This is a genomic window from uncultured Modestobacter sp., assembly GCF_947486615.1.
Lineage (GTDB): Bacteria > Actinomycetota > Actinomycetes > Mycobacteriales > Geodermatophilaceae > Modestobacter.
Genome location: NZ_CANKUD010000001.1, coordinates 414,866 through 430,110, shown reverse-complemented (window position 1 = coordinate 430,110; position 15,245 = coordinate 414,866). Strand labels below are relative to the sequence as shown.

Genomic DNA, 15,245 nt, shown 5'->3' with positions numbered 1-15,245 from the left:
CTACCGGCTGCAACGGCACGCCCTCGCCGGGCAGGAGCCCGTTGAAGCGGGGCCGTGCAGGCGAGCAAGGTCCCCGGCGTCCACAGCACGTTCACAGCCACGGGGGACTGTCCAGGAGGAGCTCGATGAAGCGCTTCAGGAGGACCGCGGTCGCCGTTGCCGGCGCCGCGTTGGTGGTGGCACCCGCGACGGCGGCGCAGGCCGGCGACCGCGGGCACGGCCACGGCGGGGACGCCGGGGTCACCACCGTCGCGACCGGGCTGGACGGCCCGCGTCAGCTCACCGGGTACCGCGGCCACCGGGTGCTGGTGGCCGAGGCCGACAGCGGCGAGGTCTCCGCCGTCTCGCGGCGCACCGGTGAGGTGCAGACCCTGCTGAGCGGGCTGGTCAGCCCGCAGGGGGGCGACTTCGACCGCAACCGGCTGTTCGTGGCCACCGGTGAGCCGGCCCCGCCGATGGAGGACGCCGCGCCGGGCGCCGAGACGCCGCCCCCGCCGGAGGGTGCGACGTCGCTGGTGGTCGCCGAGCCGGGCGGGGAGGTGCTGCAGACGATCGACCTGCTGGCCCACGAGCTGGCCGAGAACCCAGACGGGCAGGTCCAGTTCGACGATGCCGGCGCACCGGTCGAGACGCTGTCCAACCCCTACGCGGTGCTCGCCCAGCCCAGGCGGGTGCTGGTCGCCGACGCCGGCGCCAACGCGGTGCTGTCGGTGGACCGGCGCACCGGTGAGGTGTCGACGTTCTTCGTCCCGCCGGTGGTCACCGACGTGCCCGGCTGCGCGGAGGCGCCGAACAACCCCGGCACCGTCGGCTGCGACCCGGTGCCCACCGGGATCACCGAGGGGCCCTGGGGGCTGATCTACGTCAGCACCCTGGGCGCCGAGGTGCCCGGCGCCGGCCGGGTCTACGTGCTCACCCCGCACGGTTCCGTGGTGCACGTGATCGACGACCTGACCGCGCCCACCGGGCTCGCCGTCGACCGCCGGGGCACCGTCTACGTGTCCAACGTGGCCGAGGGCTTCCCGGAGGGCGAGCCGGGGCCGGAGTTCGACCTCTCCAGCGTCGGCGAGGTGACCCGGATCGCCTGGCACGGCGAGCGCAGCACCGCCCAGGTGACCATGCCGACCGGGCTGCTCGTGGACGGCGGCGAGCTCTACGCCTCGGCGTGGAGCGTCGCCTCCTTCCTCGGCCTGCCGGCCGGCTCGGGTGAGCTGGTGCGGGTCGGCGAGGGCGCCTTCACCCCGTCCGGCGGCTGACCCCGGCCGGTGGCGTCCCGGTGGCCGCGGGCCACCGGGACGCCACTGCCCGGCTCAGCGGGGCGCCAGGCCCGTCTCGTAGGCGACCACCACCGCCTGCACCCGGTCGCGCAGCTGCAGCTTGTGCAGCACCCGGCTCACGTGGGTCTTCACCGTCGACTCCGACAGCACCAGCCGGGCGGCGATCTCGGCGTTGCTCAGCCCGGAGGCCAGCTCGCCCAGCACCTCGCGCTCCCGGTCGGTGAGCGCGGCCAGCGCGGGGTGATCCGGTCCGCGCGCCGGCAGCCCGGCCGGCAGCCGGTGCGCGTAGGCGTCCAGCAGCCGCCGGGTCAGCGCCGGCGCGACCACGGCGTCCCCGCGGGCGACCGCACGGACCGCGCCGGCCAGCTCGGCGGGCGGCACGTCCTTGAGCAGGAAGCCGCTGGCCCCGGCGCGCAGCCCGGCGAAGGCGTGCTCGTCCAGGTCGAAGGTGGTCAGGATGAGCACCCGCACGTCCGGGGCGAGCCGGGCCAGCCGGCGGGTCGCCTCGATGCCGTCCATCCGCGGCATCCGCACGTCCATCAGGACGACGTCGGGCCGCAGCCGCACCGCCCGGTCGACCGCCTGCACGCCGTCGGCCGCCTCGCCGACCACGGTCAGGTCGGGCTCGCCCTCCAGCACGAGCGTCATGCCCTGGCGCAGCAGCGGCTGGTCGTCGGCGAGCAGCAAGCGGATCACGACCGCACCCCGGCCGGTGCGGCCGCCGGCAGGCGCAGCGCCACCCGCCAGCCGCGGTCCCCGGCCGGGCCGGCGGTCAGCTCGCCCCCGTGCAGCGCGGCCCGCTGGCGCATGCCCAGCAGCCCGCGCCCGGCGTCGGCCGCGGGGACGGCGGTGCCGTCGTCGACGACCTCCAGGCCGACGCCGGCGGTGTCCCGGCACAGCCGGACGTCGACCCGGGTGGCCGAGCCGGCGTGCCGCAGGGCGTTGGTCAGCGCCTCCTGGGTGACCCGGTAGAGGGTCAGCTGCGCCATCGGGTCCAGCTCCTGCGGGCGGCCCTCGACGTGCAGGGCGGCGGCCAGCCCGGCGTCGCGCACCCGCTGCACCAGCTCACCGATCTGCTCGACCCCCGGCTGGGGTGCCGAGTCCGCGCCGGGCCCCTCGCCCGGCCGGTCGCCGGCGGACAGCACACCCAGCAGGCCGCGCAGCTCCCCGAGCGCCTCCCGGCCGGTGGCCGACACCTGAGCCATCACCGCCCGGGCCCGGTCCGGTGCGTGCGCCACCGCCACCTGGGCGCCGTCGGCCAGCGACACCATCACGGTCACCTGGTGGGCCACCACGTCGTGCAGCTCGCGGGCGATCCGCGCCCGCTCGGCCGCGATCGCCTCGTCGGTGCGCCGGGCCTCCGCCCGGGCCCGCTCGGCGGCGCGTTCGGCGGCCCGCTCGGCCAGCACGGTCCGCCGCTCCCGGGCCAGCCGGCCCGCGGCACCGACGGCGACCGCGGCCACCAGCGCCGCGCCGGCGGCGACCAGTTCCGCGCGGCTGCGCACCCCGCCGGCCACGGCGGCCAGCACCGGGACGCCGACGGTCGCCAGCCCGGCGGGCACGGCCGCCGCCGGCCAGCTGGGCGAGGCGGCGACCGCGGTGGCCAGCGCGACCAGCAGGGCGAGCTCCCCGCCGGTGGCGCCCAGCGTCGACACGACGACCAGGGCGAGGACGAGGACGGCGGCCAGCGTCACCAGGGGTGCCCGGCGGCGCCAGACCAGCGGGGCCACCAGCGCCAGGTTGACCAGCGCGCCCAGCCCGTTCCCCAGCGGTGAGGTCACCTCCGCGGTGGTGGTGACCGCCGTGGTGGCGAGCGCCCAGAGCAGCAGGGCCAGGCCGGCGTCGACCAGCAACGGGTGCCGGCCCGGTGCCGCCGTCCAGCGTGGGGCGGCGTCGTCCTCGTGCACGCTCAGACGTCCCGCCGGCGCAGCACCGTCGCCGCAGCCATCGCCGCCACGACGGCCCAGGCCACCAGCACCGCGGCGGCGGCCGCGCCGGGCAGCAGGTGCGCCTCGGGAGGAGCTCCGGTGAACACCAGCCCCTGCGCCGCGCGGCCGGGCAGGTACGCGGTGACCTCCGGCGCGGTGACCACCACGACCGGCAGCACGACCAGCGCGAACACCGCGGCCAGCCCGCCGGCGGGGGAGCGGGTGAGCAGTCCGGCCGACACCCCCAGGACGACGACGCCCAGCAGCGTCAGCGCCGTCCCACCGACCGCCCGCAGGACCAGCGGGTCCAGCGGGCTGCCGGCCGCCTCCGGCGCCCCGATCGCGGCCGCCGTCCCGCCGGCGACCGCCGCGACCGCGAGGACGGCGAGCAGCGCGCCGCCGTGCGCGAGCAGCTTGCCGACCAGCACCGGGGTGCGCCGGGGGACGGCGGTGAAGGTCGAACGGGCCGTGCCGGCGCTGAACTCACCCGCGGCGGCCAGCACCGCCACCCCGGCGACCAGCAGCTCGGCCAGCAGCAGCGCGGCGAACACCGGGTCCTCGGTGCCACCGCCGGGCAGGGTGAGGCACAGCCCGCAGAGTGCGGCCAGCACGGCTGCGATCGCGGCGTAGGCGGTCACGGTGGAGCGCAGGCTGCGCAGCTTGACCCACTCCGAACGGACGGCGCCGGACCACGCTCCGGCAGCGGGCCCCGGGGCGGTCACCGGCGCACCCGGCCAGCGTCGAACTCGACGGCGTCCCCGGTCAAGGCCGCGAACGCCTCCTCCAGGGACGGCTGCTCGGTGACCAGCTCGTGCACCGGCACGCCGTGCGCCCGGGCGACCTCGCCGACCTGCTCGGCGGAGGCGCCCTCGACCAGCAGCACGTCCTCGGCCGGGCTGCCGAGCACGACGCCCGGGCCGTGCAGCAGGTCGCGCAGTTCCCGGGCCCGCGGGCTGCGCACCCGCACGGCCGGGCGGGCGCCCGACGCGAGCAGCTCCGCCAGCGGGGCGTCGGCCAGCAGCCTGCCCCGGCCGAGCACCACCACGTGATCGGCGGTGCCGGCCATCTCGGCCAGCAGGTGGCTGGAGACCAGCACCGTGCGGCCCTCGTCGGCCAGCTGCCGCAGCAGGCCGCGCAGCCAGCGGACGCCGTCGGGGTCCAGGCCGTTGGCCGGTTCGTCGAGCAGCACGGTGGCCGGGTCGCCGAGCAGCGCGGCGGCGATGCCCAGCCGCTGGCCCATCCCGAGGGAGAACCCGCCGGACCGTCGGTGCGCGACCTCGGTCAGGCCGACCAGCTCGAGCACCTCCTCGACCCGGCGGCGGGAGAACCGGTGGGTCGCCGCGAGCGCCTGCAGGTGGGCCCGGGCGCTGCGTCCCGGGTGCACGCCGCGCGCCTCGAGCAGCGCGCCGACCCGGGTCAGCGGCGCCGGGTGCTCGGCGTAGCGCCGGCCCTCCACCAGCACCCGGCCGCTGGTCGGGGAGTCCAGGCCGACCACCATCCGCAGGGTCGAGGACTTCCCGGAGCCGTTCGGCCCCAGGAAGCCGGTCACCCGCCCGGGCCGCACGGTGCAGCTGAGCTCCCGCACCGCCCAGCGGTCGCCGTGCCGTTTGCTCACGTCCTGGATCTCGATCACGGCGTCGACGCTAGGGACGGCGGGCCGTGCCGTAGTCCTCCCTGCGGAGGACCTTCCGCCCCGGCCGGTCCCTCAGGAGGAGGACCCGGCAGCGAAGGTCAGCGCAGCTGCTGGACGAGCAGCTCGCGCAGGGCGGTGACGACCATCGCGTGGTCCTCGACCTGGGGGAGGCCGGAGACGACCACGACCCCCACCGGGCCGACGTCCCGGACCAGCACCGGGAAGCCGCCGCCGTGGGCGACGTAGCGCTCGGGGTCCAGGCCGAACTGCTCCTCGAACGTCGTCCCGGCCTCGCGGGAGCGCTGGCCGACGTAGAGCGAGCTGTGCCCGAACCGGTGCACGGTGGCGGCCTTGCGGGCGATCCAGGTGTCGTTGTCCGGGGTGGCCCCGGTCAGCGCGGCGTGGAAGAGCTGGTGGGAGTGCCGGGAGACCTCGATCGCCACCGGCAGCCGGGCCGCCCGGGCGCGGGCGACCAAGGCGGAGCCGAGGGTCCAGGCGTCGTCGTTGGTGAAGCTGCGCAGCTGCAGCTCCTCCTCCTGGGCGGAGAGCTCGGCCAGGGTGGGGAAGTCGCTCATGGTCAGACCTCGGTGACGTCGAAGGTGGTCGTGGGGGAGACGTACTCGTCCTGCGCGGCGACCAGCAGGATCTCCCGGGACGATGCCTCCGCGGTCATCCGCAGCAGCCCGAAGACCGAGGCGGCGGCCCGGCCGAGGGCGTCGGCGGCCGAGCGGGTGCCCAGCCAGTGCGCCAGGAACAGCGCCGCGATCGCGTCGCCGGCGCCGTTGACCGACAGGTCCAGCCGCGGAGTGCGCACCCGGAAGTGCCGCCCGCCCTCCGAGGCGAGCAGGTCGACGGCGTCGTCCGGGGTGTCCTCGGCGACCAGCGAGGTGATCAGCACCACCCGCGGGCCGAGGGCCTGGACGGCGGCGACGGCGTCCTTGACCGAGGCCAGCGACCGGGTCTCGGTCTCGGAGAGCAGGTCGAGCTCGTAGTGGTTCGGGGTGACGATGTCCGCGGCCGGGACGGCGACCTCCCGCATGAACTCCGGGATGCCCGGCCGCACGAACACCCCGCGGCCGACGTCGCCGATCACCGGGTCGCAGGCCCAGACCGCCGCCGGGTTGGCGCTGCGCACCTTGGCCACCGAGCCGAGCACCGCGTGGCCGATGTCGGCCGAACCGAGGTAGCCGGAGAGCACCGCGTCGCAGCTGCCGAGCACGCCACGGTCCTCGATGCCCTGCACGACCTCGTCCACGGCCTGGCCGTCGAACACCCGGCCGGTCCAGGCGCCGTAGCCGGTGTGGTTGGAGAACTGGACGGTGTGCACCGGCCAGACCTCGACGCCCAGCCGCTGCAGCGGGAACACCGCCGAGGCGTTGCCGGCGTGCCCGTAGGCCACGTGGGACTGGATCGACAGGACGTTCACCATGCGGCAGAACATCGCACACCGCCGGCCCCGGCCGGTCAGCCGCGGGGCTGGACCTCGCCCATCGGGCCCCAGCCGGCCAGGTCGGGGGAGTCGACGTACATGATCGACGGCGTCGCCGACACCCAGTCCGGCATCTCCGAGATCGCCTTCCGGAAGTGGTCGGAGGCGGTGTGCACCGCACCGGCCTGCGCGTCGGTGAAGCCCTCGACGAGGACCCAGGTGTGCGGCTCGTCGACGCTGCGGGACCACTCGAAGAAGACGTTGCCCGGCTCGGCGCGGACCGCCGCGGTGAACTCCCCGACCAGCTCGGGCCACTGCTCGTCGAACTCGGGGCGGACCGGCCACTTCACCACGATGAGGATCACCCGCGCAGCGTAGGACGGGGCGGCTCGCGAGAAGCGGCCCGGGCGAGTTCCGAGACGCCGTTGACCCGGGTCGGTGTGGTGCGGTTCACTCTTCCGGGCGACTTCCGATAGTTCTCGGAAGTCGCTGGTCACGCAGCAGAGCCGCTACGCGAGCCGAACCCGAGGGGACACGGGACATGGGACGACGACGTCTGGGAGCCGGAGCAGCGATGCTCGGCATGGTCGCCACCGCGGGGGTGGTCGCGGCTCCCGCGGCCACCGCCGCGCCGGCCACCGTGCACACGGCCGACTTCGAGCAGGACACCGCCGGCTGGGCCGGCCGCGGGACGGCGCAGCTGGCACCGAGCACCGCCCAGGCGCGCAGCGGTGCGCAGAGCCTCGCGGTCACCGGGCGCACCGACACCTGGCACGGCCCGGGGCTGGACGCCGCCGCGCTGCTGCCGGCCGGCAGCTGGGAGGTCGAGGCGTGGGTGCGGCTCGCGGACACCACGCCGGAGCCGGAGACCGACGTCGTCACGCTGAGCGCGGCGCGCACCCCCACCGGCGGCGCCACCGCCTACGACACGGTGGCCTGGCAGGTCGCCGTCTCCGACAGCGCCTGGACGCGGGTCGCCGGCACCTACGAGTTCGGCACCAGCAACAGCGGCCTGGAGCTCTACCTGGAGAGCCCCGACGCCACCCAGGCGTTCTTCGTCGACGACGTCACCATCACCGGTGAGCCGGCCGCTCCGGTCGAGCCGGGCACCCGCGCCGACCTGGCCACCGACTTCGAGTCCGGCACCGGGGGCTGGACCGGCCGTGGCGAGGCGCAGGTCGCCACCACCACCAGCGACGCGCACGGCGGGACCACCAGCCTGCTGACCACCGGCCGCACGCAGGGCTGGCACGGCCCGGCCGTCGACGTCACCGACGGACTGGCGCTGGGGGAGACGGTGCAGGTCTCGGTCTGGGCGAAGCTCGCCTCCGGCCAGGCCCCGGCCTCGCTGCGGGTGTCCGTCCAGCGCGAGCGCGGGACGGCGATGAACTACGACAACGTCGCCGGTGCCAGCGCGGTGGTCACCGCCGACGCCTGGACCGAGCTGCGCGGCACCTACACCCTCGGCGCGGCGATCGACCGGGCCCAGCTCTACGTCGAGGGCGACGCGGGTGTGGACTTCCTGATCGACGACTTCGCCCTGGCCGGGTTCGCCGAGACCCCGCTGCAGGACGTGCCCGGGCTCGCGGACGTCCTCGGCGCGGACGGGTTCGAGCACGTCGGCGTGGCGATCGACCAGCGGGAGACCGTGGGCCGGCCGGCGCAGCTGGTGCAGCGGCACTTCGACGCGTTGACCCCGGAGAACGACGGCAAGCCGGCCGAGGTGCAGCCGACCGAGGGGACCTTCACCTTCGGCGACCTGGACGCGCTGCTGGACTTCGCCGACGCCACCGGCACCGACGTCTACGGGCACGTGCTGGTCTGGCACTCGCAGACCCCGGACTGGTTCTTCCTCGACGGCGACCGTCCGCTGACGAACGCCCCGGCCGACCAGGCCCTGCTGCGCGCCCGCATGGAGGCGCACATCAAGGGCATCGCCGACCACCTCGCCGCCCGCTACCCCGACGGGGACTCCCCGATCTGGGCGATGGACGTGGTCAACGAGGTCATCGCCGACGGCGACAACGCCAACCCGCACGACATGCGGGACAGCCGCTGGTTCCAGGTGCTCGGCGAGGGCTTCGTCGACGAGGCGTTCCGGCTGGCCGACCGGTACTTCCCGGACACCGCGCTGTTCATCAACGACTACAACACCGAGATGCCGGCCAAGCGGGCCGACTACCTGGAGCTGGTCTCCGCCCTCGTCGAGCGCGGGGTGCCGATCGACGGCGTCGGCCACCAGGCGCACGTCGACTTCGCCCGCCCGGTGCAGTGGCTCGACGACTCGCTCACCGCGGTCGAGCAGCTCAGCGCCCGGACCGGGACGCCGCTGCTGCAGGCGATCACCGAGCTGGACGTCAGCGACTCGAAGGAGAACAACGGTGCCGACGTGAGCAACGGCACCGTGCCCCAGCACTCCCCGGCGATGGCCGACCAGGACGCCGCGGAGACCGAGCTCGGGTACTACTACCGGGACCTGTTCGACATGCTGCGGGGCCACTCGGACTCGATCGAGGCGGTGACCTTCTGGGGGATCAGCAACGGCCGCAGCTGGCTGCGCACCTGGCCGGCGGCCCGGCCGTGGGAGTCGCCGCTGCCCTTCGACGACGACCTGCAGGTCATGCCCGCCTACTGGGGCATCGTCGACCCGACGCAGCTCGCCCCGCGGCCGGCCGACGTGCTCCCGCCGCGGATCGCCGCGCAGGACCCGGTGCGCGCCACCGCCACCAGCACCGCCGGTGCGCTGGTGCGCTACCCGCTGCCGCAGGCCGGGGACACCCGGGACGGGCGGGTCACCCCCACCTGCAGCCCGCGGCCCTGGACGGTGTTCCCGATCGGCACCACCCAGGTCAGCTGCACGGCCACCGACTCGGCCGGCAACCGGTCGAACCCGGTCACCTTCGACGTGGTGGTCACCGCACCGCCGACCGGGACCCGGCTGTACCAGCAGATCAACAACGGGCCGGTGGTGCGGGCCAACGTGAAGCAGACCGTGCAGCTGGTGGTGCAGTTCGGCAACCGGGGCACGGGCGTGCTGCTGGGCGACTCGTTCGGGTACGCCTGCACCCAGACGTCGGGTCCGGCGATGACGCTGGAGCTGGCGCCCGGGTCGGCCCGACAGGTCGCCAACCGCGACTACCCGGCCGGGCAGAACGGCAACGTCAGCCTGCGGGCCCGCCCCACGGAGACCGGCGCCGCCGCGTTCGACTGCACGCTGTCGATGACCGACAGCCGCGGGGCGGCGGTGAGCGCCACGACATCGGTCACCATCGACGTCCGGCGCTGACGTCCCAGCACACCGCGCCCCCGCTCACCGACCGGTGAGCGGGGGCGCGGTGCGTTCAGCCGCGGGCGGCCTCGAGCTCGGCCAGCGTCGGCGGGTCGGCGCCGGGCCGGGTGCAGGCGAGCGCGGCGACCAGTGCGGCGTCGTCCAGCAGGGCGGCCAGGTCGGGGCCGGGCAGCTCGAGCAGCCGGTCGCGGGTGAGCACGTCGGTGCGCACCAGCCCGGCGAACAGCCCCGCGGCCAGGCTGTCCCCGGCGCCCACGGTGTCGACCACGGTCACCGCCGGCGGGGTCCGGTGCAGCAGCGTGCCGTCGGGGCGGGCGGCCCGCAGCGTGCTGCCGCCGTCGGTGACCACCACCAGCGCCGGCCCCTCGGCGGCCCACCGGACGGCGGCCTCGTCGAGGTCGGCGCCGGGCTCCAGCCAGTCGAGGTCCTCGGCGCTGACCTTCACCACGTCGGCGGTGCGCCGCAGCCGGGTCACCTGCTCCCGGACGGCGTCGGGGTCGGTGATCAGCGTGGGCCGGACGTTGGGGTCGAAGCTCACCAGCGCCGTCCCCTCGGCCCGCACCCGGCCGACCAGGTCGGCCAGCGCGGCCGAGCCCGGCGGGGTCCAGCTGGAGATCGAGCCGACGTGCACGATCCGGGTGCCGGCCGGCCAGGCCCGCTGCAGCTCCTCGGCCGTCCACTGCCAGTCGGCGGCGCCGACGGTGTGGAAGGAGTAACCGGCCGAGCCGTCGGCGGCCAGCTCGACCACCGCCAGGCTGACCGGCTCCGCGGCCGGGCGCATCGCGTCGGTGGCCACCCCGTTGCGGGCGGCGTGCTCGCGCAGCACCGCCCCGAACGGGCCCGGCCCCACCCGGGCCATCAGCGAGGTGGGGGCCTGCAGCCGGGCCGCGGCGACCGCCACGTTGAGCGCGTTGCCGCCGGGGAAGGCGGTGTACTGCGGCGCCGCGCCGGGCGCCGGGTCCCCGCTGGGGATCAGGTCGATGACGAGCTCGCCGCAGACGGTGATCACGGCCACACGGTAGCCGGGGCGGTCGCCCCGGTCGCAGCGGCCGGGAGGGCGTCGTCTCCCCTGATCGGGTGGTCTGCCTGCCGGCCGCTCAGCAACCGCCCGGCGACTGCCGATGACCCCGGATCGAGCAGGACCGGCGACGGACGGGGGAGGGGCCGTGGCGCACAGCTGGCTGACCGGCGCGCCGGTCGAGGGCCCACTGCCGCTGACCGGGGACGGCGTCCCCGGCGAGCTGCGGCGCGAGGTCCTCCGGGACGCCGCCGTGGTCGTCGTGCTGACCGTGCTGGCCACGGCCGCGGGCATCGCCTGGGAGCTGCCGCGGAGCATCGTCGGCTGGTCGGCGTCCGCCGGCGTGCCGCTGGACCACCTGGTGTTCCTGCTGGCCGCCTCGCACCTGCTGATGATGGTGTTCGGCGCCCGCCGCGGACGGCAGCTCAAGGCCGAGGCGGCTGCGCACCGCCGGCTGGAGGAGCAGCTCCGCGACCGGGCCGGCCGCGACCCGCTGACCGGGCTGGCCACGCTCACCGGCTTCCTCGCCGCGCTGGACCGACTGGCGCGCTCGGGCACCGACCCGGACGACGTCGCCGTCCTGCTGCTGGACATCGACCGGTTCACCGCGGTGAACGACACCCTGGGCCACGACGTGGGCAGCCACCTGCTGGTGGCGGTGGCCGACCGGCTCCGGGCAGTGCTGCCCGCCGGCGCGGTGGCGGCGCGCACCGGCGGCGACGTCTTCGCCCTGCTGGTGCCCGACGCGCCCGACGGGATCGCGACCACGGTGGTGGCGGCGCTCCGCCGGCCGTTCGCCGTCCGCGACCTGCAGCTGGAGGTCGACCTCAGCGCCGGCCTGGCCCACGGGCTGGGGGCCGGGAGCGCCGAGCTGCTGCGCCGGGCCGACGTGGCGCGCGGCACCGCGAAGCGCCAGGCCACCGGGGTGGCCGTCTACTCACCGGAGCTGGACTCCTTCGACCCGGGCCTGCTGGCCCTGCACGCCGAGCTGCGCTGCGCCATCCGGGACGGCGGCCTGGAGGTGCACCACCAGCCGAAGGTGAGGCTGGCCGACGGCCGGGTGACCGGGGTGGAGGCGCTGGTCCGCTGGCCACACCCGCAGCTGGGTCTGCTGGCGCCCGACCGGTTCATCGTGCTGGCCGAGCAGACCGGGCTGATCGCCCCGCTCACCGACGTCGTGCTGCGCTGCGCGCTGGCCGACGTCCGGGCCTGGCGGGAGCAGGGCCGGCGGCTGACCGTGGCGGTCAACCTCTCCGCCCGGCTGCTGCACGACCTGGAGCTGCCCGACCGGGTGGCCGCGGCGCTGCGCGAGGAGCGGGTGTCGCCTGCGGACCTGGAGCTGGAGGTCACCGAGACCGCCGCCATGGACGACCCGGACCGGGCGATGACCGTGCTCGGCCAGCTGCGCCAGCTCGGCGTCCGGCTGTCGGTCGACGACTTCGGCACCGGCCACGCCTCGCTGGCCCACCTGTCCAAGCTGCCGGTGGACACCCTCAAGATCGACCGCAGCTTCGTGGCCGGGCTGGGCACCGAGCCGGCCGCCCGGGCGATCGTCCGCAGCACCGTCGACCTCGGCCACGCCCTCGGCCTGACCGTGGTGGCCGAGGGCGTGGAGACCGCCGAGCAGTGGCACCAGCTCGCCGCCTGGGGGTGTGACCTCGCGCAGGGCTGGTGGCTGGCGCGGGCGGTGCCGGCGTCCGTCGTCCCGGCGGTGGCAGACGAGGTCGAGCGCCGCGTCGCCGGGCTCCAGCGGCCGGCCGTCGCAGCGATCGTGCCGGCTCAGCGGTCGTTGGGGTAGACCACGCCCAGCTGCTCGCGGACGCCGTCCAGCAGCCGCATCGTGGCCAGCGAGTGCTCCAGCGGCAGCACCGGGCTCTCGGTCAGCCCCTGCTGAAGGCAGCGGGTGACCTCGCGGAGCTCGTGCACGTAACCGGAGCCGATCAGCCCGAACTCCTCAGTGCGTGCGGGACCCTCGCCGGCCTGCACGTCCAGCCGGGTGGGCCGGTAGACCGAGTCGGCGCCGTCGGTGCGCACCCAGCCGTCGGTGCCGCAGATCATCGCGGTGTGCGGTGAGCGGGCCAGCAGCGAGGTGGTCAGCTGCGCCTGCGCGCCCGAGGCCCAGGTCAGGGTGAGCGCGTTCTGCGCGTCGACGCCCTCGGCGTTGAGCGTGCCCACCGCGCGCACCTCGTCGGGCAGGCCGAGGGTGCCCCAGGCCCACAGCAGCGGGTAGACGGCGAGGTCCAGCAGGGCGCCGCCGCCGTCGGCCGGGGCCCAGATCCGGGCGGTCCGGTCGGCCGGCGCGGGGAACCCGACCTCCGCCGAGACCCACTGCACGGTGCCGATCTCGCCGGACGCGGCGATCTCCAGCGCCCGCTGGTAGGCCGGCAGGAAGCGGGTCCACACCGCCTCCATCAGGAACAGCCCCCGCTCGCGGGCCAGCTCGACCAGCTCGGTCGCCTCGCGGGCGTTGATCGTCAGCGGCTTCTCGCAGAGCACCGACTTGCCGGCGGTCAGCGCGGCCCGGACGACGGCGGCGTGCTGGGCGTGCGGGGTGGCGACGTACACCGCCTCCACCGCCGGGTCGGCCAGCAGCGCGTCGACCCCGGAGCCCTGCGCGTCGTCGGCGTACCAGGCGGTGGCGCCGAACCGCTCGGCGAAGGCCTGCGCCCGGTCGGCCCGTCGGGAGCTCACCGCCTGCAGCTCGGCGTCGGGGAGCAGTAGCAGGTCGGCGGTGACCTTTGCGGCGATCGACCCGGTGGCCACCACGCCCCAGCGGACCGGGCGGCCGGTGGCCGCCAGCGGGTCGGCGTCGAGGAGTTCCGGTCGGGCGATGAACGGCGAGGTCATGCCGCCCACGCTAGGGGAGCGGTTCGCCGGGCCCTCCGCCGAGCTGCGTCCCGCTGTGGTGTCCGCGGGCCGGGATGCCGCGGCGGGGGCGCACCCGGGCAGGTCACTACCGTGCCGGCATGACCGACGACGTGGTGCAGCAGCCCTGGGGTGCCGGCACCTGGACGACTCCGCCGGTCTCCGCGACCGAGGACGGGCCCGACCTGCTGGTCACCGCCGCCGAGGGCAGCGACGCCTGGCGGCACACCTCCTACGGGTTCGTGCACGACGACGCCCACGCGCTGCTCGCCCCACTCCACGGCGCGGTCGAGGTGACCTTCCACGCCGACCTGGACCAGCAGTTCGACCAGGCCGGGCTGATGCTGCGGGCCGATGCGGAGACCTGGCTCAAGGCCGGGGTGGAGTTCTCCGACGGAGCAGCGCAGCTGGGAGCCGTGGTCACCCTCGGCCGCTCCGACTGGTCGGTCGCGCCGGTGCCGGACTGGGCCGGACGGCGGGTCACCGTGCGGGCCAGCCGGGCCGGGGACGCGGTCACCGTGCGGGCCCGGGTGGACGACGAGCCGTTCCGGCTGGTCCGGGTCGCCGCCTTTCCGGCGGACGTGCCGGTCGCGGCGGGCCCGTACTGACCCGCGCCGACCCGCGCCGGTCTGGTGGTCCGCTTCCGCAGCTGGAGCACCGGGCCGGCGGACGCCGACCTGCACTGACACCGCCGTCCGTTTCCCGCGCCCCCGGCTCCGGGAAGGGGACGGCGACCCACCGGCTGAGAAGGAGACCCCACCCATGCGCGGAGCAGTCCTGCACGCCCCCGGCGACGTGCGCGTCGAGGAGCTCGACGACCCCCGGGTCCTCGAGCCGACCGACGCCGTCGTCCGGGCCTCGGCGACCTGCGTCTGCGGCTCGGACCTGTGGTCCTACCGCGGCATCAACGAGGTCACCGAGCCCAAGCCGATCGGCCACGAGTACTGCGGGATCGTCGAGGCGGTCGGTGCCGACGTCACCACCGTGCGGCCGGGCCAGTTCGTGATCGTGCCGTTCATCGCCTCCGACGGCACCTGCCCGGCCTGCCGGGTCGGCTACCAGAGCGCCTGCACCGACCGCGTCGGCATCACCGGCGCGCAGGCCGAGCTGCTGCGGGTGCCGCACGCCGACGGCACCCTGGTCGCGACGCCCGAGGTACCGGCCCCGGAGCTGCTGCCCAGCCTGCTCACCCTCTCCGACGTCATGGCCACCGGCTGGTTCGCCGCCGTCGCCGCCGGGGTGCAGCCGGGCATGACCGTCGCCGTCGTCGGGGACGGCGCGGTCGGCCTGCTCGGTGTGCTCTCGGCCCGCCAGCTGGGCGCCGAGCGGATCATCGCGATGAGCCGGCACGCGCCGCGCCAGCAGCTGGCCACCGAGTTCGGCGCCACCGACGTGGTCACCGAGCGCGGCGAGGAGGGCGTGGCCCGGGTCCGCGAGCTGACCGACGGGGTGGGCGCGGACGCCGTGCTGGAGTGCGTGGGCACCGGGGAGTCGATGGACCAGGCGATCCGCTCGACCCGCGCCGGCGGTGGGGTGGGCTTCGTCGGCGTTCCGCACGGCGTCGAGATCACCGGCCGCCAGCTGTTCTCCACCATGGTGCGGCTGCACGGCGGGCCCGCGCCGGTGCGCCGGTTCCTGCCCGACCTGATCGACCGGGTCTGGCGCGGGGAGATCGACCCGGGCCGGGTGTTCGACCTGCAGCTGCCCCTCGACCAGGCCGCCGAGGGCTACCGGGCGATGGACGAGCGCCGCGCGATCAAGGCCCTCCTGACGCCCTGACCGTCGGGGGCGCGCACCGGAGGGGCA

14 protein-coding genes are annotated in these 15,245 nt (G+C 76.0%); 5 read left to right on the top strand and 9 right to left on the bottom strand.

Annotation, left to right across the window (positions count from 1 at the left end; all coding sequences use genetic code 11):
- Positions 1-125 precede the first annotated feature (125 nt).
- A complete protein-coding gene (locus tag Q1A09_RS02070; RefSeq protein WP_299951534.1) occupies positions 126-1,256 on the top strand; it encodes a ScyD/ScyE family protein in 1,131 nt (376 codons plus the stop codon).
- A gap of 54 nt (positions 1,257-1,310) precedes the next feature.
- On the opposite strand, the gene Q1A09_RS02065 is transcribed toward Q1A09_RS02070, so the two are convergent.
- The 7 genes from Q1A09_RS02065 to Q1A09_RS02035 all read right to left on the bottom strand — a co-directional run bounded on the left by Q1A09_RS02065 (position 1,311) and on the right by Q1A09_RS02035 (position 6,632).
- A complete protein-coding gene (locus Q1A09_RS02065; protein ID WP_299951531.1) occupies positions 1,311-1,973 on the bottom strand; it encodes a response regulator transcription factor in 663 nt (220 codons plus the stop codon).
- The gene (locus Q1A09_RS02060) at positions 1,970-3,184 is read right to left on the bottom strand and encodes a sensor histidine kinase (RefSeq protein ID WP_299951528.1); all 1,215 of its coding nucleotides are present in this window, start codon (positions 3,182-3,184) and stop codon (positions 1,970-1,972) included. The genes Q1A09_RS02065 and Q1A09_RS02060 overlap by 4 nt, the downstream gene beginning before the upstream one ends.
- 2 nt (positions 3,185-3,186) lie before the next feature.
- On the bottom strand, positions 3,187-3,927 hold the full coding sequence (locus tag Q1A09_RS02055; protein WP_299951525.1) for a hypothetical protein: 741 nt from the start codon (positions 3,925-3,927) through the stop codon (positions 3,187-3,189).
- The gene (locus Q1A09_RS02050; RefSeq protein WP_299951523.1) at positions 3,924-4,838 is read right to left on the bottom strand and encodes an ATP-binding cassette domain-containing protein; all 915 of its coding nucleotides are present in this window, start codon (positions 4,836-4,838) and stop codon (positions 3,924-3,926) included. Before Q1A09_RS02050 ends, Q1A09_RS02055 begins: the two co-directional genes overlap by 4 nt.
- Positions 4,839-4,936: 98 nt before the next feature.
- Positions 4,937-5,413 (bottom strand): heme-degrading domain-containing protein, encoded by a 477-nt coding sequence (locus tag Q1A09_RS02045; protein ID WP_299951520.1) that lies wholly within the window; start codon positions 5,411-5,413, stop codon positions 4,937-4,939.
- 2 nt (positions 5,414-5,415) lie between these two features.
- Positions 5,416-6,267, bottom strand: a complete 852-nt coding sequence (gene pdxY, locus Q1A09_RS02040; RefSeq protein ID WP_299951517.1) for a pyridoxal kinase PdxY — start codon at positions 6,265-6,267, stop codon at positions 5,416-5,418.
- Between the two features lie 35 nt (positions 6,268-6,302).
- Positions 6,303-6,632, bottom strand: coding sequence for a putative quinol monooxygenase (locus Q1A09_RS02035; protein ID WP_299951514.1), 330 nt, complete (start codon positions 6,630-6,632; stop codon positions 6,303-6,305).
- Between the two features lie 209 nt (positions 6,633-6,841).
- On the opposite strand from Q1A09_RS02035, the gene Q1A09_RS02030 reads away from it, so the two are divergent.
- The gene (locus Q1A09_RS02030) at positions 6,842-9,553 is read left to right on the top strand and encodes an endo-1,4-beta-xylanase (protein WP_299951511.1); all 2,712 of its coding nucleotides are present in this window, start codon (positions 6,842-6,844) and stop codon (positions 9,551-9,553) included.
- A 55-nt stretch (positions 9,554-9,608) separates the two neighbouring features.
- Here the strand turns inward: Q1A09_RS02030 and Q1A09_RS02025 are convergent, their stop codons facing one another.
- Positions 9,609-10,565: a PfkB family carbohydrate kinase gene (locus Q1A09_RS02025; protein WP_299951508.1), complete on the bottom strand. Its 957-nt coding sequence runs from the start codon at positions 10,563-10,565 to the stop codon at positions 9,609-9,611.
- Between the two features lie 157 nt (positions 10,566-10,722).
- Here Q1A09_RS02025 and Q1A09_RS02020 point away from each other — a divergent pair, with 157 nt between their 5' ends.
- Positions 10,723-12,372: a bifunctional diguanylate cyclase/phosphodiesterase gene (locus tag Q1A09_RS02020; protein ID WP_299951505.1), complete on the top strand. Its 1,650-nt coding sequence runs from the start codon at positions 10,723-10,725 to the stop codon at positions 12,370-12,372.
- Here the strand turns inward: Q1A09_RS02020 and Q1A09_RS02015 are convergent.
- Complete coding sequence (locus Q1A09_RS02015; RefSeq protein ID WP_299951502.1) at positions 12,354-13,421, bottom strand: Gfo/Idh/MocA family protein; 1,068 nt, start codon at positions 13,419-13,421, stop codon at positions 12,354-12,356. The two genes, Q1A09_RS02020 and Q1A09_RS02015, sit on opposite strands and share 19 nt — an antisense overlap.
- A 119-nt stretch (positions 13,422-13,540) precedes the next feature.
- Between Q1A09_RS02015 and Q1A09_RS02010 the strand changes: the two genes are divergently transcribed.
- On the top strand, positions 13,541-14,047 hold the full coding sequence (locus Q1A09_RS02010; protein ID WP_299951499.1) for a DUF1349 domain-containing protein: 507 nt from the start codon (positions 13,541-13,543) through the stop codon (positions 14,045-14,047).
- 154 nt (positions 14,048-14,201) lie between these two features.
- Positions 14,202-15,218 carry a zinc-dependent alcohol dehydrogenase family protein gene (locus Q1A09_RS02005; RefSeq protein WP_299951496.1) on the top strand — a complete coding sequence of 339 codons (1,017 nt, stop codon included), beginning with the start codon at positions 14,202-14,204 and terminating at the stop codon, positions 15,216-15,218.
- Positions 15,219-15,245: the final 27 nt, after the last annotated feature.